At 54.7% G+C, this 25,761-nt stretch carries 23 protein-coding genes and 5 tRNA genes; 20 read left to right on the top strand and 8 right to left on the bottom strand.

Annotated elements, in window-relative coordinates; all coding sequences use genetic code 11:
- Nucleotides 1–96: 96 nt before the first annotated feature.
- A complete protein-coding gene (locus D3791_RS00765) occupies nt 97–831 on the bottom strand; it encodes a LysE family translocator (protein ID WP_172511029.1) in 735 nt (244 codons plus the stop codon).
- 153 nt (nt 832–984) lie between these two features.
- Between D3791_RS00765 and D3791_RS00760 the strand changes: the two genes are divergently transcribed.
- On the top strand, nt 985–1,431 hold the full coding sequence (locus tag D3791_RS00760; RefSeq protein WP_022876376.1) for an Lrp/AsnC family transcriptional regulator: 447 nt from the start codon (nt 985–987) through the stop codon (nt 1,429–1,431).
- On the opposite strand, the gene D3791_RS00755 is transcribed toward D3791_RS00760, so the two are convergent.
- Both D3791_RS00755 and D3791_RS00750 read right to left on the bottom strand, forming a co-directional pair.
- Nucleotides 1,428–2,645, bottom strand: a complete 1,218-nt coding sequence (locus D3791_RS00755; RefSeq protein WP_061951926.1) for an MFS transporter — start codon at nt 2,643–2,645, stop codon at nt 1,428–1,430. The genes D3791_RS00760 and D3791_RS00755 overlap by 4 nt on opposite strands.
- Nucleotides 2,646–2,914: 269 nt before the next feature.
- Nucleotides 2,915–2,988, bottom strand: a tRNA-Arg gene (locus D3791_RS00750).
- A 102-nt stretch (nt 2,989–3,090) separates the two neighbouring features.
- On the opposite strand from D3791_RS00750, the gene D3791_RS00745 reads away from it, so the two are divergent.
- From D3791_RS00745 to ettA, 3 genes are all read left to right on the top strand, one after another.
- On the top strand, nt 3,091–3,963 hold the full coding sequence (locus D3791_RS00745) for a CPBP family intramembrane glutamic endopeptidase (RefSeq protein WP_152485562.1): 873 nt from the start codon (nt 3,091–3,093) through the stop codon (nt 3,961–3,963).
- A 115-nt stretch (nt 3,964–4,078) separates the two neighbouring features.
- On the top strand, nt 4,079–4,528 hold the full coding sequence (locus D3791_RS00740) for a single-stranded DNA-binding protein (protein WP_172511028.1): 450 nt from the start codon (nt 4,079–4,081) through the stop codon (nt 4,526–4,528).
- Nucleotides 4,529–4,641: 113 nt separating this feature from the next.
- Nucleotides 4,642–6,324, top strand: a complete 1,683-nt coding sequence (gene ettA / locus D3791_RS00735; RefSeq protein WP_172511027.1) for an energy-dependent translational throttle protein EttA — start codon at nt 4,642–4,644, stop codon at nt 6,322–6,324.
- 70 nt (nt 6,325–6,394) lie between these two features.
- On the opposite strand, the gene D3791_RS00730 is transcribed toward ettA, so the two are convergent.
- Complete coding sequence (locus D3791_RS00730; protein WP_081638171.1) at nt 6,395–6,898, bottom strand: flavin reductase family protein; 504 nt, start codon at nt 6,896–6,898, stop codon at nt 6,395–6,397.
- Between the two features lie 136 nt (nt 6,899–7,034).
- Here D3791_RS00730 and soxR point away from each other — a divergent pair, with 136 nt between their 5' ends.
- Nucleotides 7,035–7,529, top strand: coding sequence for a redox-sensitive transcriptional activator SoxR (gene soxR / locus D3791_RS00725; protein WP_172512861.1), 495 nt, complete (start codon nt 7,035–7,037; stop codon nt 7,527–7,529).
- Nucleotides 7,530–7,612: 83 nt separating this feature from the next.
- The gene (locus tag D3791_RS00720; protein ID WP_172511026.1) at nt 7,613–9,349 is read left to right on the top strand and encodes a 2Fe-2S iron-sulfur cluster-binding protein; all 1,737 of its coding nucleotides are present in this window, start codon (nt 7,613–7,615) and stop codon (nt 9,347–9,349) included.
- Between the two features lie 31 nt (nt 9,350–9,380).
- On the opposite strand, the gene D3791_RS00715 is transcribed toward D3791_RS00720, so the two are convergent.
- Nucleotides 9,381–10,271, bottom strand: a complete 891-nt coding sequence (locus D3791_RS00715; protein WP_061951931.1) for an acyl-CoA thioesterase — start codon at nt 10,269–10,271, stop codon at nt 9,381–9,383.
- A gap of 172 nt (nt 10,272–10,443) precedes the next feature.
- Here D3791_RS00715 and D3791_RS00710 point away from each other — a divergent pair, with 172 nt between their 5' ends.
- Nucleotides 10,444–11,103: a DUF8185 domain-containing protein gene (locus D3791_RS00710; protein WP_172511025.1), complete on the top strand. Its 660-nt coding sequence runs from the start codon at nt 10,444–10,446 to the stop codon at nt 11,101–11,103.
- Nucleotides 11,104–11,166: 63 nt separating this feature from the next.
- Here the strand turns inward: D3791_RS00710 and D3791_RS00705 are convergent, their stop codons facing one another.
- The 3 genes from D3791_RS00705 to pepN all read right to left on the bottom strand — a co-directional run bounded on the left by D3791_RS00705 (nt 11,167) and on the right by pepN (nt 14,794).
- The gene (locus D3791_RS00705) at nt 11,167–11,667 is read right to left on the bottom strand and encodes a globin (RefSeq protein WP_022876366.1); all 501 of its coding nucleotides are present in this window, start codon (nt 11,665–11,667) and stop codon (nt 11,167–11,169) included.
- A complete protein-coding gene (locus D3791_RS00700) occupies nt 11,660–12,154 on the bottom strand; it encodes an OsmC family protein (RefSeq protein ID WP_022876365.1) in 495 nt (164 codons plus the stop codon). The genes D3791_RS00705 and D3791_RS00700 overlap by 8 nt, the downstream gene beginning before the upstream one ends.
- A 99-nt stretch (nt 12,155–12,253) precedes the next feature.
- Nucleotides 12,254–14,794, bottom strand: a complete 2,541-nt coding sequence (pepN, locus tag D3791_RS00695; RefSeq protein ID WP_172511024.1) for an aminopeptidase N — start codon at nt 14,792–14,794, stop codon at nt 12,254–12,256.
- Nucleotides 14,795–15,081: 287 nt separating this feature from the next.
- Between pepN and D3791_RS00690 the strand changes: the two genes are divergently transcribed.
- The 13 genes from D3791_RS00690 (at nt 15,082) to D3791_RS00630 (ending at nt 25,493) form a co-directional block, all read left to right on the top strand.
- On the top strand, nt 15,082–15,555 hold the full coding sequence (locus tag D3791_RS00690) for a ribose-5-phosphate isomerase (protein ID WP_022876363.1): 474 nt from the start codon (nt 15,082–15,084) through the stop codon (nt 15,553–15,555).
- Nucleotides 15,556–15,557: 2 nt separating this feature from the next.
- Nucleotides 15,558–16,517, top strand: coding sequence for an Fpg/Nei family DNA glycosylase (locus D3791_RS00685; RefSeq protein ID WP_081638170.1), 960 nt, complete (start codon nt 15,558–15,560; stop codon nt 16,515–16,517).
- A 195-nt stretch (nt 16,518–16,712) separates the two neighbouring features.
- Nucleotides 16,713–16,786, top strand: a tRNA-Gly gene (locus D3791_RS00680).
- Between the two features lie 460 nt (nt 16,787–17,246).
- Nucleotides 17,247–17,321: transfer RNA gene (locus D3791_RS00675), tRNA-Pro, on the top strand.
- 139 nt (nt 17,322–17,460) lie between these two features.
- A tRNA-Pro gene (locus tag D3791_RS00670) sits at nt 17,461–17,535 on the top strand.
- Nucleotides 17,536–17,692: 157 nt separating this feature from the next.
- A tRNA-Pro gene (locus tag D3791_RS00665) sits at nt 17,693–17,767 on the top strand.
- Between the two features lie 87 nt (nt 17,768–17,854).
- Entirely contained in the window at nt 17,855–19,186 is a 1,332-nt protein-coding gene (gene tig / locus D3791_RS00660; protein ID WP_172511023.1) for a trigger factor, read from the top strand.
- Nucleotides 19,187–19,433: 247 nt separating this feature from the next.
- A complete protein-coding gene (locus D3791_RS00655; protein ID WP_028268560.1) occupies nt 19,434–20,030 on the top strand; it encodes an ATP-dependent Clp protease proteolytic subunit in 597 nt (198 codons plus the stop codon).
- Nucleotides 20,031–20,076: 46 nt separating this feature from the next.
- Entirely contained in the window at nt 20,077–20,736 is a 660-nt protein-coding gene (locus D3791_RS00650; protein ID WP_172511022.1) for an ATP-dependent Clp protease proteolytic subunit, read from the top strand.
- 168 nt (nt 20,737–20,904) lie between these two features.
- On the top strand, nt 20,905–22,197 hold the full coding sequence (gene clpX, locus D3791_RS00645; RefSeq protein WP_022875335.1) for an ATP-dependent Clp protease ATP-binding subunit ClpX: 1,293 nt from the start codon (nt 20,905–20,907) through the stop codon (nt 22,195–22,197).
- Nucleotides 22,198–22,245: 48 nt separating this feature from the next.
- Complete coding sequence (locus D3791_RS00640; protein WP_022875334.1) at nt 22,246–22,854, top strand: mycothiol-dependent nitroreductase Rv2466c family protein; 609 nt, start codon at nt 22,246–22,248, stop codon at nt 22,852–22,854.
- 161 nt (nt 22,855–23,015) lie between these two features.
- Entirely contained in the window at nt 23,016–23,972 is a 957-nt protein-coding gene (locus D3791_RS00635; protein WP_172511021.1) for a hypothetical protein, read from the top strand.
- A gap of 516 nt (nt 23,973–24,488) precedes the next feature.
- A complete protein-coding gene (locus D3791_RS00630; protein ID WP_172511020.1) occupies nt 24,489–25,493 on the top strand; it encodes a trypsin-like serine peptidase in 1,005 nt (334 codons plus the stop codon).
- Nucleotides 25,494–25,761 lie beyond the last annotated feature (268 nt).

The raw sequence follows: 25,761 nt of genomic DNA, 5'->3' as shown, positions 1-25,761 counted from the left end.
CAACGTTTGCTGGCTGACCGAGGCCGTTTAATCCATGGTTGATTCACCATCGATTAAGAGCATACTTGATCACTGTTCAATTGTCTTGATCAGTGTTCAATAAATTTTCTGGGCGACGAAAAGTTGCTCGAAAATCAGGCCAAGGGACAAGAGGATCATGATGATTCCGGAAAGAAGCGTCACCATGCGTGCGGCTAGAGGCCTGGAGCGAAGCAGGGCGCGAGCCGCGACAGCTACCGTGAAATAGACAGCGATGGAAACCACGAAGTGCGTTAGTCCGAGCATGCCTGTTTGAACTGGCATGGGCAGGCTCATTGCGGGGTCCAGATATTGGGGGATCAGGGCAACGTATAAGAGCAGCGCCTTGGGGTTGGTTCCACTCGTCAGCAAGCCCTTGAGGAAAGAGCCGCGTGGCGAAATCCGTTGTTCGGTCGTGGCTGCCAGAGCCACAGGCCTGCTGGCCGCGCCACCCAAGCTGTCGACTCGATCTTGCTTCTGCACGTCGATTTCGTCAGCTACTGCTTCGGGTGAAACCTCGAAGAAAGTTGCCGTCTTGCTCGATCGAAGCGTCGAAATTCCGAGCCATAACAAGTAAAGCGATCCTGCGGCGGTCAGCCACATAAGCACCGTGGGAGAGCTGGCGACGAGCGCTGCGATTCCGCAGACCAATAATGCAGTGTGGACGAGGTATCCGGAGAGCAGCCCCCAAACTGCGGACTGGTAGCTTTGCTTCCGCAATGCCGAAGAAATGATGTAGGCCCAGTCTGCGCCAGGTGTGCAGGCCAAGGTGACCGAGATCAGGAGGAAAGCTGTTATCTGAGCGAAATCCATGGCCATCCTTAGAGACGAGTTGATGTAGTCTCCACCATAGGGAAAACGTAGCCAAATGTGTTTGCCTGTTTTTGGGCAAAACTGAGTATTGACGCAAAATAATTAGCAAGGAGTGCAAAACCCCGCAAGTTATTTGTGCGGTACTCTGAAACCATGGATGAATTGGACCGCGCGATACTTGCCGAACTGCAGCTTGACGGAAGGATGAGCGCCACCGCTTTGGCCTCAAAAATCGGGCTGTCCGTTGCTCCTTGCCACCGTCGCATACGCGAGCTTGAGCGCTCAGGAGTGATCACGGGTTATCAAGCGGTAATTGCCCCTGAACGCGTTGGATTGGGATTCGAGGCACTCGTGTTCGCGACGCTAAAGGATAGAGCGCAGCTCAAGGAGTTCGAACTTGCGGTCGAACAAGAAGACTTGATTGTCGATGCCCAGCGGTTATTCGGGGAGCCTGACTTCCTATTGCGCGTGTTTGCCAAAGACCTGAGCCACTATCAGCATGTTTACGACGAAGTCCTCGTTGGCTTGCCGGGTGTTGAGAAGCTGACCAGCACGATCGTGATGCGCAACATCAAAGGGCGAGCGGTTCTACCCGTTTAGCGCGAGCGGTCGGCGAGCCTGGGCCGGCGGCTGACACGTGGAGTGAGCAAAAGGGAGACCACAAGAATAGCGGCGCAGATCCACAACGCTTGAGGGAGCCCCACTCCGTCAACGATGAAGCCGATAAGCGGGGGACCACCGAGCATCGCTCCGTAGCCGAAAGCGCTGATGATGCTGACGGCCTTCGGACCGAGACGTTCGGTGCGCGAAGCAGCGATGCTCATGCCAACCGGGAAGCCGAGCGAGCTGCCCAAACCCCACATGGCTGAACCCAGCCCAATCAAATATGGGCTTGACCCGACGATGAACAAGCTGACACCCAAGAGGCCGATGGTTCCCATGAACAACAACGTGTATTTGTGTCCCAGCCGGTCGACCAAATGTCCGCCAAGGAATCGACCAAGCGTCATAGCACCCACAAATAGCGTGAACATGAGGGCGCCTTCTTTATGCTCCAGGCCATGACCGTCTACGGTTGCGACCGCAATCCAGTCATTGGCGGCACCCTCCGTGAAACTCAGGCCAGCGACCATGAGCCCAAGCAGCAGGAGCAATCCGAGGTTGCCTGCGGGTTTGGAACCTTCCTGCGCCTTTTCCTTTGCCCGTTCGGCGAAGTTTTCATTCTCCCATTCGGTCAAGCCCAGGTGGGCAACGAATGCGAGTGCGATGATCAAGACAGAAATAAAGGCAAAGTGCCAGATGCTGCGAACATGCATGGCAATCGTGGCCGTTGCCAACCCAGCGCCTACCAGTGAGCCAAGGCTGAAAAAGCCGTGTAGCGAGGGCATGATGCTTCGGCCAAGCTGGCGTTCGATTCTTGCGCCGCTGACGTTCATCATGATGTCGAGGCAGCCAAAAATGATGCCGTTAATGAAGAGCGTGAGATAGGCGAGCCAAGTGCTCTGCGTCAGGGAGACGGCGACACCGAGGATGGGCAGGCATAGGGCTAGGCCAAGAGGAAGGATGCAAAGAAGCCGCTTTGTGGGCAGATATTTGCTGATGGTAGGGATGATCGTCAAACCGATCAGAGTACCCAAGGTCATGCACAGGAGGAATGAACCAAGTCCGAGCCCGGAGAACCCCAGAACATCATCAATGATCGATAGCCTTCCTGCCCAGGAAGCGAAGGATAATCCCGCAAGGAAGAATATTAAGTTGATGCTGGTGCGTTCGGTGGGCAAGAGCCGCGCTCTGATGGCGACCGGTTGGGTCATCTGAAAGTTTTCCCTGTTCCCTCTCGGTTTCTATATTGCCTTGAGTTTATCTCACTCTCGGCGTCTAAGTTACTACAGGGTTGGATTTGCCTTGTTTTTTGCGAGGATACGTCGGTGATGCCCAGTTTTTGTTCAGGGAGTGGCTATCAATGACGCTGGCCTAGCTGTGGCCTCGTCGTAAGTTTCTGACACCGAATCTATGTCAGGTTTGGAAGCAAAAAAGACTGCCAGCCACATTCAATGAAGGTGGTTGGCAGTCTTTGGAATTGTGCCCCCAGCGGGATTCGAACCCACGACCTAGAGATTAGAAGGCTCTTGCTCTATCCAGCTGAGCTATGGAGGCATAACCGAAAATAGTTTAGCTTATTGCTCGCTGAAACTACGACTTGAGGTCGGTAGGGTGGTGGTAGAGCCGGATTCGGGATGCTGATTAGGGGTACTTAAAGTGCCGAAGTTGAGATTTGATAGCCGACTGAGCATTGTGTTTTTCGTGGCGCTAACCCTGCTGTTTGGTTGGTGCGTCGCTTCACCATTGTGGTTAGGCAAGGGACTTCAGGAACCCAATTTCACGACGATCGCGTCGCTGATGATGTTTACCCCCAGCTTGGCTGCCTTGGTTATTTTATTACTCGAAGGGCGAGGGCGTGCATTTCTTCGGGAGACCGGGCTCTGGCCAATCAATCGCCCCCGGAGATTTTTAGCTAGCCTCCCATTGGCAATTGCGGTTCCCGTCCTGCTCGTGGCGCAAGCGCCCGTTGTAGGTACGTGGCTTGGCGTATTCCCTGGAGATCTTCAGAACTTCGCACTCTTGCATTTTGTCGCGGGAACCAAGGGGCCCGCGTTGTATCTCATCGATCAAGCAGTGCTCATAGCTGTGGCGGGATTGGCCAACGCGTTATTGGCCATCGGGGAGGAAGTTGGATGGCGCGGTTGGCTGTGGCCCCGATTGCTGCGCTTTGGGAAGTCCGTGGCAATTCTTGTCTCAGGTGTTGTTTGGGGACTTTGGCATGCACCGCTAATCCTGCTCGGATACAACTACCCACTGGCACCTGTATGGGGAGTATTCGCTATGTGTGGTGTGTGCGTCGTTCTCGGTGCTTTCCTCGGTTGGATTCGAACTTTCAGTGACTCGGTCTGGCCCGCTGCGCTCGCCCATGGCGTGTTCAACGCCAGCGTGGGCCTAACCTCGCTATTCATGACTGTTGGTGCCTCCATTGATTCGACTGAAGCTTCCATCATGGGCTGGTCTGGTTGGGTCGCGCCAGCGGTGGTCATTGGATTCGTCTATTTTCTGACCGCTCGTCGGCGTCGCGCCTAAAAGTTCAGTTTCCACAACTCGTTAGAACTACGAATCCTCCTTCGTGGCATTCGTTCATCATGGACAGCAACGTCGAGAAAAATCCTTGACGTTAGGAAACTAAGGAGTGGTACGCGTGAGTGATCTGGTGACTATCCGTGCAGTTGTGGGCACGGATCCGCAATTGACTGTGACGGCCAAAGGAGTGGCGGTGTTGAAGTTTCGTGCCGCGACTCATGAGCGCAAGAAGGATCAGGAGTCAGGGCAATGGGTTGATGGGCCCACCAACTGGTATTCCATCTCAGCGTTTAGAGGCCTGGCCGAAAACACAATGGAGTCGCTGGCCCAAGGCGACCACGTAATGGTCTTTGGCAAACTTCAAATTCGCGAATTCGAACGGGCGGATGGAACCAAAGGCAACAGCGCGGATATCGAGGCATACAGCATCGGACACGATTTGCGGTTCGGGACGAGTTCCTTCGCCCGTGTTCGTACCGAGGCCGGTGACTTTGAGCGGATCTCGCATCAGGACTCGTCGACGGAGGCAGAAGGAAGTTGGCCGAAAGGTGACGATCAAGCCGCATGATTTCGGGCAGATTGGCGATGTTCGGTTCATTCCTGTGAGACCGGACACCGCCAACCCAAAATAGTTGGGTGAGAATTCGGAATTGACGCCTCTAACCGACTAGCCTTAAGAGCATGGCGGAATTCATTTATACGATGACCAAGGCTCGCAAGGCCGTTGGTGACAAAGTCATCCTTGACAACGTCAGCATGTCGTTCTTCCCAGGCGCCAAAATTGGTGTTGTAGGTCCGAACGGTGCTGGTAAGTCAACGATCTTGAAGATCATGGCGGGTCTCGATACCCCGTCCAACGGTGAGGCTCGACTCTCGCCAGGATATTCGGTAGGCATCCTGATGCAGGAGCCACCACTTAACGAAGAAAAGACCGTTCTGGGCAATGTCCAGGAAGGTGTTGGCGAGATCTACGAGAAGATCACTCGCTTTAACGAGATTTCAGAAGAAATGGCCCAAGAAGGCGCCGACTTCGATGCGTTGCTCGAAGAGATGGGCAAGCTTCAGGAAGCAATCGATGCGGCCGACGCTTGGGACATCGACAATCAGCTCGAACAGGCTATGGACGCTCTTCGTTGCCCACCAGGCGACGAGATGGTCACGCACCTCTCCGGTGGTGAGCGTCGTCGTGTAGCCCTGTGCAAGTTGTTGCTCCAGAAGCCGGATTTGCTGCTTTTGGACGAACCAACTAACCACTTGGACGCAGAATCGGTACTTTGGCTGGAACAGCACCTTGCTGCTTACCCGGGCGCCGTCCTCGCTGTCACCCACGATCGCTACTTCCTGGACCATGTCGCCGAATGGATCTGTGAAGTTGACCGTGGTCGTCTGCACCCATACGAAGGCAACTACTCCACCTACCTGGAGAAGAAGCGCGAACGTATGGAGGTTCAGGGCAAGAAGGACCAGAAGCTCGCTAAGCGACTGGCTGAAGAACTCGAGTGGGTTCGTTCTAACGCCAAGGGTCGCCAGACCAAGTCCAAGGCCCGTCTGGCCCGATACGAAGAAATGGCTGCAGAAGCAGAGCGCACTCGCAAGCTGGACTTCGAAGAGATTCAGATTCCGCCAGGCCCACGTTTGGGTCAGGTCGTCATCGAGGCTAACGACTTGAAGAAGGGCTTCGGCGATCGCGTACTGATTGACGGACTGTCATTCTCGTTGCCACGCAACGGCATCGTCGGTGTCATCGGCCCTAACGGTGTTGGTAAGTCGACGTTATTCAAGACCATCGTCGGCATGGAAGAACTCGACGGTGGCTCGCTGAAGATCGGCGAAACCGTCAAGATTTCCTATGTCGACCAGAACCGTGAAAATATCGACCCAAACAAGTCATTGTGGGAAGTTGTTTCTGACGGACTTGACTACATCAACGTCGGCCAGGTCGAGATGCCTTCGCGAGCTTATGTCTCCGCGTTCGGGTTCAAGGGACCAGACCAGCAGAAGAAGGCCGGCGTGCTCTCCGGTGGTGAGCGTAACCGCTTGAACTTGGCGTTGACGTTGAAGCAGGGCGGCAACCTGTTGCTTCTCGATGAGCCTACTAACGACTTGGACGTTGAAACCCTGTCTTCGCTGGAAAACGCGTTGCTTGATTTCCCGGGTTGCGCTGTCGTTGTCTCTCACGACCGCTGGTTCCTGGACCGAGTAGCTACCCACATCCTTGCCTATGAGGGCACCGAGGAAAATCCATCGAGCTGGTACTGGTTCGAGGGTAACTTCGAGTCCTACGAAGCGAACAAGGTCGAACGCCTGGGCGTCGATGCTGCGAAGCCGCATCGTGTTACCCACCGTCGCCTGACTCGCGACTAGGAGATGATACAGCGATGGCCGCCATTTTTGGCGGCCATCGCTGTTTTAAGGACTATTCGAATCTGAAGAGTCAATCTTGATACGTTGGTGCCAGAAAGCTCGAAAGTCTGACGTATTGCCGATTCTGGTGTAAAAGATGCTGCTGCGGGGAACCTCGAAGAATCTCGTGGACTTCGGCCGCGATCAGACGAGAGCCTCCCACACTGATAGATGAATGAATGGTGGATCTAAAAGCAATGGGGGCATCGGAGAAGTAGGGCTCGCCGGTGGGAAGGAACTGAAAATTCTGGTCCGAAGTGAATCGTGGCGCACCTGGCCGAGCGAAATTGTTGGCCAGATCTTCATGCTCTTCAGCGAGCATATGAATGATGAAACTTGGAGCTGCTAATACGGCTCCTGCGGCACCTGACTCCTTGGCGAGTGAAAACGAGACCGCCACGGGATCAATTGATAAGGAAGCCAAAGATGAAATCGTCAATCCGTAGGGCAATCCGTCTACAGTCGCGGTAACGAGTGCTACTCCGGCTGGATGATGACGAAACGCGGTGCGAAAATCATCTGACAACTGGCTCATCCAATAGCTCCTTCAAGCCGAACAGAAATTCGCTGTTCAGCAGGTGATGTGAGAGTGTCTTATGTTCTCACCAACGATACTGATAACCTCAACACTAAGACCTCAAGCGAACTTGAGGTCAAGTAGAGGGCAAGTGATGATTCGCATATCGAACGGCACCGAAGAGCCACAGGAGCAACCTGCTGAGGAACTCCTATCCATTGGCCAGGTCAGCGAGCGCACAGGCGTCGCACGTTCTGCGCTTCACTACTATGAAGAGCTTGGACTCATAACTTCCCTGCGAACTTCAGGAAATCAGCGTCGCTATCCTAGGCACTTGCTACGTCGAATTTCGTTGATCACCGTGGGCAGGCAATTGGGCATTGCACTTAGCGATATCAAGGAGGCGCTTGCCCCCGTTCCGATGGATCGACTGCCGTCCGAGGAAGATTGGGTTCGAGCCACCGCTCACTGGAAGCTCGTCCTTGAAGCGCGACGACGAGCAATTGAAGAACTGGAAGATCGCCTCATGGGGTGCATCGGTTGTGGCTGCCTGTCGATGCAGGCGTGCAACCTTCTGAATCCTGATGACCAGCTCTCTCAACAGGGCGCAGGGGCGAGGCGCCTTGACTCAGACGAATATAGTGAATAGGCCTTCTGATTAGTTATAAAAGAATCCAGACCTTGTCGTTCATCTTGTCGTTTGCGGTAGGCATTGATAATTAGACTTGGAATATGAGAATCGATCAGTTGTTCCGTTTCCCCGTCAAAGGCTTGCCTGGAGAATCAATCGAGTCAGTGCCGGTGCACGAAGATGGCGGACTGCTTGGTGATCGAAGTGTGGCTTTTTCCAATGGCACGGTTGATGTCTCCGACGGTGAATGGAGCAGCTGCCTGAGCTTCACCATCCTGAAGAACGACAAGAGCTTGCAAAAGTGGTCTGTGAAGTCAGAGCCACCCATGATTACCGTATCGGCTCCTGGCACGCCGTCGAACAATTCGCTGACCTTCGACTCGTCGCATCCGGATGGCCGCATCGAGTTGCGAGAATATCTGTCCGCGCACCTGCCAACGCAAGGATCGCACCCACGTCAAGTGGTCTCAACACCACGGGGCATGTTTGATTCCAAACTGTCCGGGATTTCACTAATCAATCCAAATACGGTCAAGCAACTTTCCAACGCAGGGAAAATTGACCTCGATCCACGCCGGTATCGTGGCAACATCCTTCTCGAAGGTCTGCCGGCATTTGCCGAGTTCGGCTTGATCGGCAAAATCTTGCGGATAGGCGACGTGAAAATCGCTATCACGAAATCCATCGAACGGTGCTCAGCCACCTCGGTCAATCCAGAAACCACCGAGGTTGATGCAAATGGACCTCGATTATTGGCAACACACTTTGGGCACTTGCACTGCGGCATCTACGGCACTGTTCTTACTTCTGGAACCTTGGATGTTGGGTCCAGCATCGAGGTTGAGAATATGAGCGCCGACGAAAAGCACCTCGTTCCCTCCAAGCGTTCTCCGCGGTTTGCCACCGTACTGGATGCTGTTCATCATCGTTCAGAAATCGTAGAGCTCACCCTCAGCGATCCGTTCAATTGGTTTAGCGACCACGATGAAGCTGGGAAATACCTACGCGTTCATTTCGCTGATCCTTTGTGGCGCAACTACACGATCACCTCCGTGGCAAACGGAGCAGTGAAAATTGCGGTGAGGCTACAAGGTGCTGTCTCTCAGCGATTAGCAAAGCTACGCGCGGGGGATGAGCTCTTGGTGTCCGGACCATATGGGACGACTACCGCAGCGAATGTTCTGCGTCGGAAAACCGCGTTCGTCACCGCGGGTATTGGAATCACCCCGGTGCTCGGGTTGCTTCGCGACACCGAAAATGCGTCGCTTGTTGACGAGCTTCACATGCTGCATGTTGAACGAGGCCTGCCGAGCGAACTGAGCGATCGAGCGGTGCAAGTTTCGGAACCGCTCAGCGCCAAGGTAGTGCGTCATCATTTCGACAGTTCTATCAGGCGTCCGACCCGCGAGGAAATCGCCAGCGTTGTCGAGGCCTGTGACAGCGTCGTTATTTGCGGACCTGAAGGATTCACCCGGTCAGTTAATGACTTGTGCGTTGCGCTAGGAATACCGCCCGAGAATATCCATAGTGAGATGTTCGCCTCTCCGCAAACTGACCTTTCGAAGCTTTTCAAGGAATTCCCTGCCACAGGAGTCAGTTGCCGAGAATCTGGAACCGAATTTACCTGGAAGCCAGAGGATGGAGTTCTGTTGGAGGCACTCGAATCCGCAGGCGTAGATGCGCCAAGCCTTTGCCGGGCCGGAACATGTGGCCAGTGTTCCGTCAGGTTACTCAAGGGCAGCGTGAGCTACCCGATGGAACCCAGCGCTTCGGTTTCCGCTGGGCAGATACTGACATGTGTATCTGTTCCAGCGGAACCCATCGAGCTGGAAATTTAGCTGATAAGGTCAGCAAAAATTTCCGGGGACGCTATTTCTTGCCGAATTCCGGCAATCGGATCATGCCCTCTTGGGCGACGGTTGCCACAAGCTGTCCGTCGCGATTAAAGAACTGGCCTGTTCCCAAGCCGCGTGCTGAAGACGCGGAAGGGGAGTGGAGGACATAGAGCAGCCACTGGTCGACCCTGAAGTCCTGGTGCCACCACATGGCGTGATCAAGGCTGGCGATGCTCAGTCCTGGGTGCACCCAAGCTAAACCATGAGCACGCAATATGGGCTCTAATAAGACGTAGTCGCTGGCGTAGGCCAACGCCGCGCGATGCAATGCTAGATCGTCTGGCATTGCCGAGGTTGTGCGGAGCCAAACAGCGCTATCTGCTACCTGGTTTTTGTCGCCGGCAAGATAGATCGGCTCAGTTACGTGGCGGACGTCGAAGGGACGTTCGAAAGCCCACTCCTTGGCGACTGGATGATTCAGGTGCCCGACGAGATCCGCTGTAGTTGGAAGCGACTCGGGATCCGGGGCTTCGATCGGCATCGGATCATGATGCTCCAGTCCTTCCGAGGGTTCCTGGAAAGAAGCGATCATCGAGAGGATTGGTTCGCCGTTCTGGTAGGCGTGAACCCGGCGTGCCGAGAAGGATCGACCGTCCCGGAGGCGTTGTACGCCAAAAGTGATGTTCTGGTTAGGGTCCCCGGGGCGCAAGAAATAGCCGTGCAAGGAGTGCACGACACGTGCTTCATCGACCGTGCGCGTAGCTGCCATGATCGATTGAGCCAGTACCTGGCCTCCGAATACTCGATTGCGATTCTGCGTGGGCGTCTGTCCAACAAAAATGTCTTCGTCGGTACGAGCCTCGTTGTCGCCGTCTAGCGCGAGAAGATCAAGCAATATCTGGGTGGTGCCAAGGTCTCCGGTCACGGTTTAAACTCCTTGAAGTGCTGTGGGGTAGAACCAAAACCAATATTACTTGAAAGTAATATTTTCGAGTGATTTCTCCGCTCATAGGTAATCTATACGAGTTTTCGAGCAAACATCACGCCATCAGCTAATTCCACAACGTCACATTGTCAGAGCGTGAGAACATTAATCCATGGCGAGCGATGTACTGATTTTTGACGATGCTAATTCCGTAAGTGATCTTGCGAACTTCATTAGCCGGGCAAAAACTATAGAAGATGATGCTGCACTCTTTGTTGCTAGGGGGACAGCATTAGCTGTTTATGTACCGGTATTAGTGCCAGCCGAACTCGGGCAAGGACAATACACGATACTGGGCATGAGGGTGCATCGCCTTGCCAAGCCTGCAGAAGTTAATGCGAGCTACTCGTTGTCGTCAATCCAGGATCGCTTGGCCCGCATGGGGGAGTCCTCTGTTGAATTCACGCTGCCGCCGGTAGAAGCTACTGCACGCTGGGCTGGCATTTCTGTCCCATTGTCCGGATGGGAAGAAGCGGGCATTATTTCGGACCGGGCGTTGTCATCGGCAGCACAGACAGGCATCGATGCGGTTGCCCAGGCTTTGCCGGAGAATCCTGGAAAACCAGTTATCTCGCAGATCCGTCAGCGCATTTGGTCCTCGACGATGGACAATCAGACCCCTGCGTTGCCCATGGGTGCAGCTTTTGCCATGCATGCCCTCGGGTTCTTGGCCCATGACGGCGAAAGCAGGATTCTCAAGCAGGGTTCGTGGCACCGGGTTAGTAATGGCCGGGGCCATGCGCTTCTGAGACAATCCTCATTGCTCGGGTAATGACCACTTAAAACTGATTGGCTGGAACCTCTTGAGGTTCCAGCCAATCGCGTTATGGCGTGATTAATCGGGAGTATTGAGCATGGAATGAGCCGCACGCTCGAAATAATCCCTGAGGGTTTCGGCCTGCAGCGGCGGAAGCTCAAGCTGATCGATGGCCTTGTTCATGTGGCCAAGCCATACGTCGCGGTAGTGCGAATTCACGGTGAAATTACCGTGCCGCATCCGCAGCCTGGGATGGCCGCGATGCTCTGAATAAGTGGTTGGCCCGCCCCAGTACTGTTCGAGAAATAGCTGCAGCCGGACTTGTGCCGGATGAAGGTCCTTCTCCGGGTACATGGCGCGAAAATCCTGGTCTTCGGCGACTGAATCATAAAAGTTCTTGGTCAGCTTGGCGAAGACTTCACGGCCGCCAACCTCGTGGTAGAAAGTCCCCGGGTACTGCGATGCATCGACCGGCTCGTTGGCAAGATCCAGGAATTCTTGGCTGGATGGGCCCAGGACGAGAGGCTTGCTGAACGGATCCTGCTTGACGCTATGCGGGATCTGCGGGTGTTCACTCATTATTGTTTCCTCGGGAATGATTCGGAAGGACAGGTTCATGAAGGACTGGGAAGTTCACGGATCTGGCGATGAAGCATATTTTGTTCGCTTGTGAATGAAGCGAATCGGCAAGTTCGCGTTGCATTTCGTCTGCCAGGCTTACCGAAGGATGCAGTACCGCCTGAACGAACTCTCCGCTGTTGTCGCGGTTGAGCCGGAGCAGGCCATTGGCCGAATCACGGTAGCCGGTTACTGCGACTCCATGGTTCACCGCCAGGTGCAGATAAGACAACATGTGGCATTGGCTCAGAGCCGCAAGCAATAGCTGCTCCGGGTTCCAGCGATCTTTGTCGCCATGGAAGGTGGGATCGGCGGTACCCGGCAGGTCCGGCAATCCAGCGGAACGCACCACGTGGTCCCGGCCGTAACCACGGTAGCTGTCGGTCCCGGTGCCCCGGTTGCCTGTCCACTCCAAACTGATGTGATACTCATGCCGCGACAGATTCATAGCTTCATTCTTGCATCTTTAAACCATTAGGGTGCACCCGGAACAGTGATCTGCGCCCGGGTGCACCCCAATGTTCGCCGTATCGGCTATGACCTTGGACTAGGCATCCGCACCTCGTGCCGCCAGCGCACGTCGGACGTCAGCTGCCGATTCGGTCAACAAGCGACGAAGCGCCGGGTGCTTCTCACCGAGTGATCCAAGGAATGCCTCGGTCTGGTCCAAGGTCTGCTGGGAGACCTGGGAACTCGGGTAGAAGCCGAGCACAATCTGCTTAGCCATTTCGTGGGAGAAGGTCTCCCACGACTTGATGAGCAGCCCGAAGTACTTTTCGGTGTAATCGGCGATCAGCGATGCGTCGTGCACGTTGTTGAAACCGGCAATGATTGCGCTCTGCTGGTCATTGGACAGGGTAGCGGCCGTGGCTGCTTCAAAGGCCTCGTCCTTGGCAGCACGGGTGGGCCGCGAGGCGCGAGCGGTGTACCAGGAAGCCTTGCCCTTTGCGGTGTCGTCCTTCTTCAACACGGCATCGATTTGTTCATCCGTCAGGCGACCGCCGGCGCTGAGCGCAATTACCAATGACCAACGAAGGTCGGTGTCGATGGCCAGTCCGTCCAGAGACTGCGTACCGTCAAAAAGCGCCTGGACAAGATCAAGCTGCTCTGCGGTGCGTGAACGATGAGCGAAAGCCTTAGCCAGCTGCAGCTGGGCATCGGAACCGGCCTGAGCCTCGTTGGCCAATTGCCAAAGCCGGTCCGCTGCCTGGACTGACAGATCGGTGCTGTGCTCGGAAGCAACGTAATTATCCAGCGAGGTGTTGAGCTGGCGAAGCAGGACCATGATGACGGTCGAGTCGACCTCGTGGCCGATGTTGTTCAAGAGCAGCTGAACATAGACGCTGGCTGGTGCTTCGGCGTCGCGCACGGAGTCCCAGGCAGCCGACCAAACCAAGGTTCGAGGCAGGGAATCCTCGAAGTCCTTGAGGTGCTCGGTGGCGGTTGCCAGGGAGAGTTCATCCAAGCGGATCTTGGCATAGGTCAAATCGTCGTCATTGAGCAAGACGAGGTCTGGGCGCTGTAGGCCTGCCAAGGAATCCACTGCAGTCGCCTCGCCCGAGATATCCAGCTCCTCGCGATGCACGCGCTTCAGCGTTCCTGCTTCATCGAGGCTGTAGAAGCCTACGGCAAGGCGATGCTGGCGAATCGTCGGGTATTCATCAACCGCTGTCTGGCGGATGGTGAATGAGGTGATGGTTCCCGATGCGTCCGTGTCGATCTCCGCCTTAAGGGTATTGACGCCGGCAGTCTCAAGCCACTGCGCGCCCCAATCGCTAAGATCACGTCCGCTGGCAGCTTCCAATTCACTGAGCAAGTCCGGAAGCTCGGTGTTGGACCAGGCGTGCTTGGCAAAGTATTCGCGCACGCCGGCCATGAATTCTTCCTGGCCAACGAATGCAACCAGCTGCCGGAGCACGCTGGCGCCCTTGGCGTAGGTAATGCCATCGAAGTTGACCTCGACGTCTTCGAGATCATTGATCGGGGCAACGATGGGGTGAGTCGACGGGAGCTGGTCCTGGCGGTAGGCCCAGTTTTTCTCAAGCGTGTTGAAGGTTGTCCAGGCGCTGGTGAATTCGGTGTTCTGGGCTGCGGCCAGGGTGGACATGAACTCAGCGAATGATTCGTTGAGCCACAGGTCGTTCCACCACTTCATGGTGACCAGGTCGCCGAACCACATATGTGCCAGTTCGTGCAGAACGGTGATGGCGCGGCGTTCGACCATGGCACCGGTTGGACGGGAACGGAACACGTATTCTTCGAGGAATGTCACAGCGCCAGCGTTCTCCATGGCCCCGGCGTTAAATTCTGGGACGAAGAGCTGGTCGTACTTCTCGAATGGGTAAGGAGTGCCGAAGTTCTTCTCGTAGAACTCGAATCCCTGGCGGGTAATCGTCACGATGTTTTCGACGTCCAGGTATTCCATCATCGAAGCTCGTGCAAAGACACCCAATTCGACGGTGCGGCCGCTGGAGGACACGAGTGAGTCACGGGCGACTTGGTAGGGTCCTGCAATCAATGCTGTGATGTAGCAGGAGATGCGCTGGGTGGGGGCAAAGATCCACGTCGCTGCCTCGCCGTGTTCGTCGGGTTCAGGGGTAGGAGCATTGGAGATGACGTTCCAGTATTTTGGCGCGGTAACAGTGAACTGGAAAGTCGCCTTGAGGTCCGGCTGCTCGAACACTGCGAACATGCGGCGGCAGTCAGCGACTTCAAACTGGGTGTAGAGGTAGACCTCTTGATCGACTGGGTCTACAAACCGGTGGAGGCCTTCGCCGGTGTTCATGTAGAGCGCGTCGGCATCGATGGTCAGGACGTTCTCGGCTGCCAGATTCGGCAACTGGATGCGAATGCCGTCCGATACCTCTGCTGGATCGAGTTCCACGCCATTGAGATTGATGGAGCGGACCGTATCAGTTACAGCATCGATGAACGTGGAAGAACCCTCGGCAGCGGTGAACCGCACTGTGGTTTTCGACGTGAAGACACGTTCGCCCCGAGTAAGGTCCAGACTCACCTCATAGCTGTCGACATTGAGCAGTTCTGCGCGAGTCGAAGCCTCGGCACGAGTGAGGTTCATTCCTGGCATGGGGTCTCCAGTTCTTCATGAGGTGTACATCCGCGGCAGTTATGAAACGGATATTGAATATTTGTATATTGTGTCACTGGCAACGGGGTGTAAAGCAAGTCATCTCAGAGTTCAATTTACTCAATTTTCGGATTTCGGCCGAAAACAAGGCGCTTTGGGTCAACCGCGCGGGGGTTTAGACGTAAAAATGCGGCCAGCGGAGCGCTTTATGGCAACTGAGTCAGCCGAAATCGCTAAGCTAGATGAGGAAGTATTTGACCCCTCCCAGATAAATGAGGCTACAGATTATGCGCGTGCATATCGCCACTGACCATGCCGGACTTGAACTGAGTGACTACTTGGTGAGGCACCTGACCGCCAAGGGCTACGAAATGATCAACCATGGTCCGAAGGCCTACGATCCGGAAGATGACTACCCTGCATTCTGCATCAATGCAGCCAAGGCTGTAGTTGAAGATCAGCGCGCAGGCCTGGACTCGCTGGGTATTGTTCTTGGCGGTTCGGGTAACGGCGAGCAGATTGCCGCCAATAAGGTCGAAGGCATTCGTGCTGCACTTGCTTGGAACCTCGATACTGCGAAGCTTGCTCGTGAGCACAATGATGCCAATGTCATCGCCGTGGGCGGTCGCCAGCACTCGGTTGAGGAAGCCGCGGAGCTCATCGAAGCCTTCCTGGCTGAACCATTCAGCGAAGCGGAGCGCCACGTTCGTCGCATTGGGAAGATCGCATCTTACGAAACCACTGGCGAGGTTATCGACTAGTCGTGCCAGAAGGACATTCCCTTCACCGTTTGGCCCGCCAAATCGACGATGTCTTTGGCGGGCAAACGGTACAAGTCACATCGCCGCAGGGCCGGTTCAATGCTGACGCTGCTCGTATTGATGGGCAGCAACTTGAGCAGGCCTTCGCCAAGGGCAAGCAGCTTTTTTGCCGGTTCTCCAACGATTTGTACCTCCGTGTGCATCTTGGGCTTTACGGCGCATTCAGTTTTGGGGGAGACCAGCATTTTTCTGGCGCCTCGTCAATCGGCGCCCCGCGCAAGATCGGTGAACGAGAAGTAGCTGGTGAAGCAGAGCATGAGGTGTACGCAGGTCCGCCGGATCCAGTTGGTGCCGTTCGTGCCCGCATAGTTTCAGAACATGGTTGGGCCGATTTGCGCGGCCCCACCGCCTGCGAAGTGCTGGACTACAGCCAGGTGCAAATACATCTCGGTAAATTAGGACCAGATCCATTGGCGAGCGCTGCGCAAGCCTTTGAAGCCATCAAGTCCAACGTGGACTCTGGTTCTGGTGCTGCCACAGTAGAAGCCGGGTACAAGGAGTTCCATAAGAATCTTTCCCGTACCAAGGCTGCCATTGGGATTACGTTGATGAATCAAAATGTGATCAGCGGTGTTGGCAACATCTATCGTGCCGAAGCGCTGTTCCGCAATAAAATCTCGCCTGAACTTCCTGCCAATCAACTATCGGCACGAAAAGTTCGACAACTCTGGTTGGACATTGTTTCTGTCATGGAAGACGGAGTTCGTGACGGAAAAATCATCACTACTCGGCCGGAAGACAGGGAGCCAGGGCTGCCGCTATGGCCAGACAACGCGTATTACGTTTATCAGCGCCAAGGAATGGGGTGCCGTCGTTGCGCAGGAAAAATATCTTTGGCCGAAGTTGCGGCAAGAAAACTTTATTGGTGCCCGAGATGCCAGAAGAGGCCGCGCGCAAAATAGGCGAGTTAGGGGCGCAAGCCGCAAATGAGAGCAGAGGAATACATTTCCTCCGATATCTACGGCGTGTATAGCTTTGAGTTGCGCAATCTAGATGCTATTCAAGAGGCTCCAAGTGAGACTGGAAATGGCCGATTTGCAAAGCGCATCTTTTATGGTCTAGACTCGATCTTGTTCGAAGCACGGATGCTTCGAAATGGGGATGTAGCTTAATGGTAAAGCCTCAGTCTTCCAAACTGATTACGCGGGTTCGATTCCCGTCATCCCCTCCAAAGAAAGACCCCGTAGAGATACGGGGTCTTTTGCTGTTTGTGGGAGTATCGGATCTGGTGACGGGCCGACCTGCAGTGCCGAATGCGCCGGCACATCACTTGCGGGCTTCGGGTATTCGCGTCCAAGGAATCTCGCCGTGGTAGCAGGTTCTTTGGGCCTGGCAGTGCGCTTCGTTGCACTCAAACCTTTTTGGAATCTGCGTTCAATTTCGAGGCCGCGGCTGGAATGTTCCTGTTATTCAACTCACTTATCTCAGCAAGCCGTCCCAAATCAACCTTGTGATTACCGGAAATTCAAGGGATTTGGCCCTCTGTGGGCCGCGACATGGTGGAGGTTCGATTTTGCTTTTGGTTCGAACCCGTGTAACTTAGTTTCTTGTGATCAGCACGGGAAACAAATGATTCCCGGGTTGAACGCGGGACGGAATGTCCAGATGAAGTACGGTTTTCCGAACTTTATCGGGGTGTAGCTCAGCTTGGCTAGAGCGCGCGCTTTGGGAGCGTGAGGTCGCAGGTTCGAATCCTGTCACCCCGACTTTATGGAAGAAGTGAAATTCAGCCATATTTTGAATCCGAGAAATTGGGTTCGCTGAATCAGGGATTTAGAAATTTTCTGATTCATCAACTAACGGTTAGACATCCTCTGATGCGCAAGCTCAGTGCGGCTGACTAATCGGGGTGTAGCTCAGCTTGGCTAGAGCGCGCGCTTTGGGAGCGTGAGGTCGCAGGTTCGAATCCTGTCACCCCGACTTTATGCAAGGGAATCCTTGGATTCTCGGGCATGAAAATTGAGAGCTAAATATTATTTAGATCTTGTGATCACTAAAAACTGTCAAAGGTAACTAGTAAGCATCACAAACGATTAGTGGATACAGGATGACTCGGGTTAGACTGTTCACTGCTAATCGGGGTGTAGCTCAGCTTGGCTAGAGCGCGCGCTTTGGGAGCGTGAGGTCGCAGGTTCGAATCCTGTCACCCCGACTCTGTCGAACAACCCCGCAACGCCACCATGTTGCGGGGTTTTTTGCAGATTAGACCTAATATTAAACAACTCAGGAGTACAACGCTGTGAAGAGCGCCGTCGAAAACGTCAACCCGACCCGGGTTAAGCTGACCGTTGAAGTTCCTTACGAGGAACTGAAGCCCCGCGTCGATGAGGCGTACAAGACCATCGCTCAGCAGATTCAGATCCCAGGCTTCCGCAAGGGCAAAGTTCCTTCCCGCCTGATCGATCAGCGCGTTGGCCGTGGCTACGTCATCGAGACCGCAGTAAACGAAGGTCTGAACGAGTACTACCAGCAGGCAATGGTCGAGAACGAACTCACCCCACTGTCCCGCCCAGAGGTCGACATCACCGAGCTGCCTTCGATCGAGAAGGAAGGCGAAGGCCAGCTGGTCTTCACCCTCGAAGTTGACATCCGTCCGAAGGTTGAACTGCCGGACTACAAGGGCCTCGAGGTTTCTGTTGAAGCCAAGGAAGTTGCTGACGAGGACATCGAGAAGGCTCTCGACGACCTGCGTGGCCGCTTCGGCACACTGAAGGAAGTTGAAGCTCCAGCAGCTGCAGATTCCTTCGTTACCATTGACTTGACCGCTTCGGTCGAGGGCGAAGAGGTTGACTCGGCTCAGGGCCTGTCCTACCAGATCGGTTCCGGCAACATGCTTGAGGGCATGGACGAGGCTGTTACCGGCCTGTCTGCTGGCGAAGACGCAACCTTCGAAACCACCCTGGCTGGCGGCGAGCACGCCGGCAAGGCAGCAACCGTCAAGGTTGTCATCAACGCTGTCAAGCAGCGTGAACTGCCAGAAGCAAATGATGACTTCGCTCAGCTTGCTTCGGAATTCGACACCATTGCTGAACTGCGCGAAAACCTGGCCAAGGACGCTGCAGAGGGCAAGATCGTCGAGCAGGGCGTAGAAGCCCGCGAATTGGTTCTGGACAAGCTGGTTGAACTGGTCGAGGTACCAGTTCCTGCTTCGGTCATCGACGAGCAGATCGAGCAGCACTTCAACGCTCCAGACGCTGAAGATGGCCACGATACCGAAGAGCACCGTGCAGAGGTTCGCGAGAACACTGAGCGTGCCTTCAAGAACGAAATCATCCTGGACGCCGTTGCAGACGCTGAGGAAGTTGGCGTTGAGCAGTCCGAGCTGATCGACTACATCGTTCAGACTGCAGGCCAGTACGGCATGGAGCCAAACCAGTTCGCACAGATGCTGGACGGCGCAGGCCAGGTTCCAATGCTCATGGGCGAGGTTCGCCGTCGCAAGGCACTGGCAAAGGTTCTTGAATTCGCAACCGTCACCGATTCCAACGGTGCCGCTGTTGACCTGACTTCCTTCGTGAAGCCAGCAGGCGAAGAAGAAGCTGCTGAAGTTGAAGCTGAAGAAGCTAAGTAGTCTTTTCTAGACTCGAATGGCCATTGGCCGCCTTGAAAAAGGCGGCCAATGGCCATTTTTGTTCGCTGCAGGCGTGCCTCATGCGCCGTGAGCGAAACAAGGGCATGAAACGCCCCATGAAAGCCTTGAAGTAAGTAATCTCAAAGTAACCAGTTGCAGCTTTGGGATTAGAAATAGAAATTCCAGAATCTGATCTACACGTTTGGAAGAGGTAGAGAACATGTCAAATGATTCGCGCACTCCTACTATGGCAGCCGTCGATCCGGCCAGCCGTGATGACTACATCTACAACCGCTTGCTCAAGGAGCGCATCATCTGGCTGGGCTCCGAAGTCCGCGACGACAATGCGAACGCAATTTGCTCGCAGTTGCTCCTGCTTTCGGCAGAAGACCCTGAGAAGGACATCTACCTGTACATCAACTCGCCGGGCGGTTCGATCACCGCAGGCATGGCAATCTACGACACGATGAACTTCATCCCGAATGATGTTGTCACCGTCGCCACCGGTCTTGCTGCATCGATGGGACAGTTCCTGCTTTCCTCGGGCACCCCGGGCAAGCGCTTCGCGACTCCGAATGCACGCATCCTGATGCACCAGCCTTCGGGCGGCATCGGCGGTACCGCGTCGGACATCAAGATTCAGGCTGAGCTGATCATGCACATGAAGAAGGTCATGAGTGATCTGACCGCCGAGCAGACCGGACAGACTGTTGAGCAGATCCTGATCGATAACCAGCGTGACAAGTGGTTCACCGCAGAAGAGGGCCTTGCCTATGGCTTCTTCGACCAGATCGCCAAGCACGCCGGCTCCGTTACCGGTGGCGGCGGCGTAGAGCGTCAGTAGTCGAACTCACCACTTGATTCCCAAAGATTTGTCCTAGGAGAAAACCATGAACTTCAATCCTGAAGCTGTCGCTGGCCAGATGCCTTCGGCTCGATACATCCTCCCGCAGTTCGAAGAGCGTACCCCCTACGGGTTCAAGCGCCAGGATCCATACGCAAAGCTGTTCGAAGACCGCATCATTTTCCTTGGTGCCCAGGTAGACGACGCATCAGCTGACGACGTTATGGCCCAGTTGCTGGTCCTGGAATCCATGGACCCGGAACGCGATGTCACCCTGTACATCAACTCGCCAGGTGGTTCGTTCACCGCGATGACTGCCATCTATGACACGATCCAGTTCATTCGTCCGGAAGTCCAGACCGTGTGCTTGGGCCAGGCAGCATCGGCTGCTGCAGTCCTGTTGGCTGCCGGTACGCCGGGCAAGCGTCTGGCTCTGCCTAACGCACGTGTGCTGATCCACCAGCCTGCAATGGGTGGCGGCGAACGCGGTACCGCAACCGATCTGCAGATCCAGGCTGAAGAAGTCATGCGCATGCGCGGCTGGCTGGAAGAGACTTTGGCTTCCCACTCGGGCCAGCCAGTGGAAAAGGTTCGTGACGACGTAGAGCGCGACTTGTTCATGACTGCAGCTGAAGCCAAGGCCTACGGAATCGTCGACGAGGTATTGACGCCACGCAAGCTTAACCGCGCACAGCTGGGCAACTAGCTCTTTTTCGGAATAATCCCCGATGAATGGCGGTTTACCAAGTGATCGCACTTCACAAAAGTGAAGTGGCGCAACACAGGTAAACCGCCATATTCATCTAATTTGGGGGACAACTAGCCTAGAATTGAGTAAGTCCACAGCTACTCAAGTAAACAGGAGAATGGTGCGATGGGACGCATGGGTGAAGGCTCGGATCTACTGAAATGCTCTTTCTGCGGGAAGAGTCAAAAGCAGGTTAAGAAGCTAATTGCAGGCCATGGTGTCTACATTTGTACCGAGTGCATTGAGCTTTGCAATGAGATCATTGCCGAGGAGTTCGCTGAAGAGCAAGTGCACGAAGAGTTCTCGCTGGCCAAGCCACGAGAGATCTTTGACTCCCTGCAGGAATATGTCATTGGCCAGGAGAACGCCAAGCGCGCCCTGTCAGTAGCGGTCTACAACCACTACAAGCGCATCCACGGAAACCAGGATCACGGGCCGGTGGCCGCTTTGACTAATGATGACCCCCTGGGTGAAGTGGAAGTCTCAAAGTCGAACATCATGCTCATTGGCCCGACCGGCTGCGGTAAGACTTATCTGGCGCAGTCATTGGCCAAAAAGCTCAATGTGCCGTTCGCCGTAGCTGACGCAACAAGCCTGACCGAGGCCGGCTATGTGGGTGAAGACGTCGAGAACATCCTGCTTAAGCTGTTGCAGGCAGCAGACTACGACGTTAAAAAGGCCGAAACTGGCATCATCTATATCGATGAAATCGACAAGATTTCACGTAAGAGCGAAAACCCATCGATTACTCGTGACGTGTCCGGTGAAGGCGTACAGCAAGCATTGCTGAAAATCCTTGAAGGAACAGTAGCTGCTGTACCGCCGCAGGGCGGTCGCAAGCATCCGCATCAGGACTTTATCCAGCTGGATACCACCAACATCCTGTTCATCGTCGCTGGCGCTTTCGCTGGCTTGGAAGAAATCATTTCCTCCCGCGCTGGACAAAAGGGAATTGGCTTCGGAGCTCCGTTGACAGCGCTGAAGAGCGAGACGGCATCGTACTCGGACGTACGTCCCGAAGACTTGTTGAAGTTCGGTTTGATTCCAGAATTCATTGGTCGTCTTCCTGTTATAACCACCGTTGAACATCTGGACAAGGACGCACTGGTTCGTGTTTTGACCGAACCAAAGAATGCTTTGCTCAAGCAATATCAGAAGATGTTCCAGATGGATGGGGTTGCTCTGAGCTTCGATCAGTCGGCGCTCGACGCAGTCGCGGAATTGGCCATCGAGCGCGAGACCGGTGCTCGTGGCCTCCGTTCGATTCTCGAGGAGACACTCGGCGGCGTCATGTTCGATCTGCCGAGCCGCGAAGATGTAGCTGAAGTGGTGGTTACGCGTGCCACGGTCATCGACGGTGAAGAGCCAGCGATGCTCTCACACGCCATGGTCGCCAAGCGCGATAAGAAGTCTGCTTAGACAGTAAAAGATTCAATAGTTTTAATTCGGTAAGGAAGTTGGTAAATCATGGCCGAGCGTCAGCACGTTGATTTCTGGTTTGATCCTATTTGCCCATTCGCCTGGGCCACGAGCCGATGGATCAAGGAAGTTGAGAAGGTGCGCGACATCGACGTTTCTTGGAACGTCATGAGCCTCTCTGTCCTTAACGAAGGCCGGGATTTGCCTGAAGATTACCGCGCAATGATGGATTCATCCTGGGGACCGGTTCGCGTAGTCTTGAAGGCTGCCGAGCTGCACGGCGAAGAAGCAAAAGATAAGCTGTACACCGCAATGGGCGAATTGTTCCATTACGAGAAAGTCACAGACCGCGACGAAGTTATCAAGAAGGCCCTTGAGAAGACCGGGCTGCCCGCGGAACTTGCCGAAGCAGCACACACCGATGCCAACGACGAGGCATTGCGTGCCAGCCACGAGACCGGCATCAGCAAAGTCGGCCAAGACGTTGGCACCCCGATTGTTGCTGTTGACGGCGTTGCCTTCTTCGGACCTGTGATTACCCGTGTTCCGACCGGCGAAGATGCAGGAAAGATGTTTGACGCGGCAGCGCAGTTAGCATCATTCCCATACTTCTTTGAAATGAAGCGTACTCGCACTGAGAGCCCGACCTTCGACTAAACATTCCGAGAACTCGGTACAACGGACGCCCCTGAATACAGCGGGCGTCCGTTGTCGCTTTGATCCGCCAACGCATGCCGGAATCCAGCTTAATTCACAACACCCTGTGCAACGATTAATGGGCGGGGGATAGGTAGGCCATCATTTGTAGGGAGTACAGTGTGGAAAATAGCTTGCGTCCATCTCTCTGGCGAAGCGTGCTATCGACCATTTGCCTGGTGGCGTCGGTGATAGCAGCACCGATCTCCATCTCAGCAGCATGGGCTGCAGGGCATCTGACGGACACTGATGGCTTTGTGAAGACTATGAGTCCGCTCGCTCAGGACCAAGAACTCCAGGAATTGGTGTCTGAGCAAGTAGCGCAGTCAGTTTCCGACCACCTTCGCATCGAAGAACGCCTTGACGAGGTGACGGGTACCGGTTGGCTGTCGAGTCTCATCCCCACAGAAGAGATTGCAACTAAAGCAAACCAGGCTATTGAGAACTCGGCGTTGCGCGTCGTTCAATCCGAGAACTTTGCTTCCCTCTGGCAAACGGCATTGCGCACGAGTCATCAAAGCACTGATCGTATCTTCACCGGCCAAAGTTCTGCTTCCCTGGACCAGGCTGGAAATCTAACTTTCAAGTTGGACGATGTAGTAGCCGAGATCTCGAAGTCCTTGACCGGTTTGGGAATTCCAGATTTGCCGGCAACAGGCAATTTCGAGTGGAACATGAAATTGATCCAAAGTGATGCGCTGCCGACTGTCCAAAAGGCGTATCTGCTCGTGGACAGAGTAGGGCCGTGGGCGCTCTACCTTAATGCCGCTGTGCTGATCGCTGGCGTTCTGCTCGGTCCGAGGCATCTTTCGAAGGCACTGCTATGGGTAGCTCTCGTGAGTGGCCTTAGCTTCATTGCCTCGAAAACTCTTATTCCTGACTATATTCAAGAACGGATGCTTTCCAACATTGACAGTGAAGTGGCCAGAGCAATTTTCGACCAAATGAGCAGCGGGCTGGCAACATCATTGACCGTGACAGCTGTCGCAGCAGGTCTTCTTGGAGCTGCGTCCATCCCTCTGAGCCGGAAATGGGCGCTGCATCAACGGCGGTCGACGGCGAGGGCGTCGTTGTTGTGAAGGTTGTCCCTGCATAGAGGCTGAACAGGTTCATGAACTGCAGCGGGAATGAACAAGGATTCTCACTTTCTGCAGTCCTCCGAGGTTAATAAGTCGGTCTTTTAAGGCTAATCGCAATGAATTTTTGGACGGCCCGCACTATCCGTCGCGGTGGCCAAGTACCTGATACCGAAGTTTTTCTTTCATATTTTTTGGCACTGAACCAGGGCGTTCCTGAATTGGCCCAGGAGTATTGCTAGTTGGCATCCTCTGCCGAGATTTCGCGGACGCTTATGTCGGACGTGCAATCGGGTTAGTTCAGTCTTAGATCACATGGCCGTTGCTGGGCGAGACACGATTACCTGTGAACAAGCTGAGTTACTTCACATCCAAAGGCTAATCCGCAGTCATGTTGGCGGTTAGCGGAGGGAAAAATTCCTATAGAAATTGTGTGAAGTGTGTGTTTGACTAATTTGCACGAGTGCTACAGCACCCCCATCGATAGTGGTCATGTGCCACTGGACAAGGAGTTATATCGTGCAAGTTCGTACAGTAAAGACGGATTCGTCGAAGCTCAAGGGCCGCCGCAAGCTGGCTGGCGCCGCACTTCTGGCCGGAGCATTGATGCTCAGTGCAGCACCGATGGCAGTCGCAGCGCCGTCGTCAACAAGTGATGACATCCAATCGATTAAGATATCGGCGCAAAAGGCTGATTCGGCTGTTGACTACTGGACTGCCGACCGCATGAAGGCAGCCAAGAACGCTGATACGCTCGTCGCTGGCAAATCAGGATCTGCGGCCAAGGTTGATACCAGCAAGGCTGCCAAGGTTCCAGGCCATGCTGCGAACTCCAACGCAGGAAAGATCAGCACCAAAGCCGGCGGAAAAACTCGCGGCCAGGAAGCCCCTGTCTCGCATATCGGCAAGGTGTTCTTCACCCTCGGCGGCCAGGATTACGTTTGCTCCGGTAACGCAGTCGTTTCTGCCAACGAATCCACCGTTTCCACCGCAGGCCACTGCTTGAACGAAGGCCCTGGCGCGTTTGCAACTCGCTGGGTCTTCGTTCCCGCATACGAAAATGGCAGTGCACCATACGGCTCCTTCGCTGCTACCGAACTGGTCACGACTTCGCAGTGGTCAAATGACGGCGACATTACTTATGACACAGGCTTCGCAGTAGTCTCGAACAGCAACGGATCGACCCTGACCGACACCGTCGGAGCATCAGGTGTGGCCTTCAACCAGCCACGTGGAGAGTACTACACCGCTTACGGCTACCCAGCTGCTTCGCCATTCAACGGCGAGACCCTGCAGTCTTGCGCAGGATCTGCATCTGACGATCCGTTTGGCCAGACCCAGTCGCAGGGTATTTCGTGCGACATGACTGGCGGTTCCTCAGGTGGCCCATGGTTCCTGGGTACCGGATCTTCCACCTACCAGAACTCGGTGAACAGCTTCGGTTACAACACCGTACGCAACACCATGTTCGGCCCATACTGGGGCTCGGTAATCCAGCAGGCTTACCAGAACGCCCAGAGCTAGAATTCCTGATAGCCAGTGGAGAGAAATCGATGGGGCTCTTCACTGCAATCGGGGCGAAGGGAATGATGATGCCACAAGAACACTCGTCAAAGGATGGGTCTAACCGCCCACCCGAACGGCATCGCATTGAGCAACCAGCCGATGAACAACGTGAGTACTTCACTGAAGAACGTCGGCGCAAGGCGAAACCAAAAAACCTGGTTCGCACTTCACCGCCTGAATCAAAGGCGGGGGAGGACCAGAATTAAAGAAAGTTGGGCGGCCATTC

It is taken from the genome of Glutamicibacter mishrai, from assembly GCF_012221945.1.
Lineage (GTDB): Bacteria > Actinomycetota > Actinomycetes > Actinomycetales > Micrococcaceae > Glutamicibacter > Glutamicibacter mishrai.
This window is presented reverse-complemented; position numbering and strand designations above follow the sequence as displayed.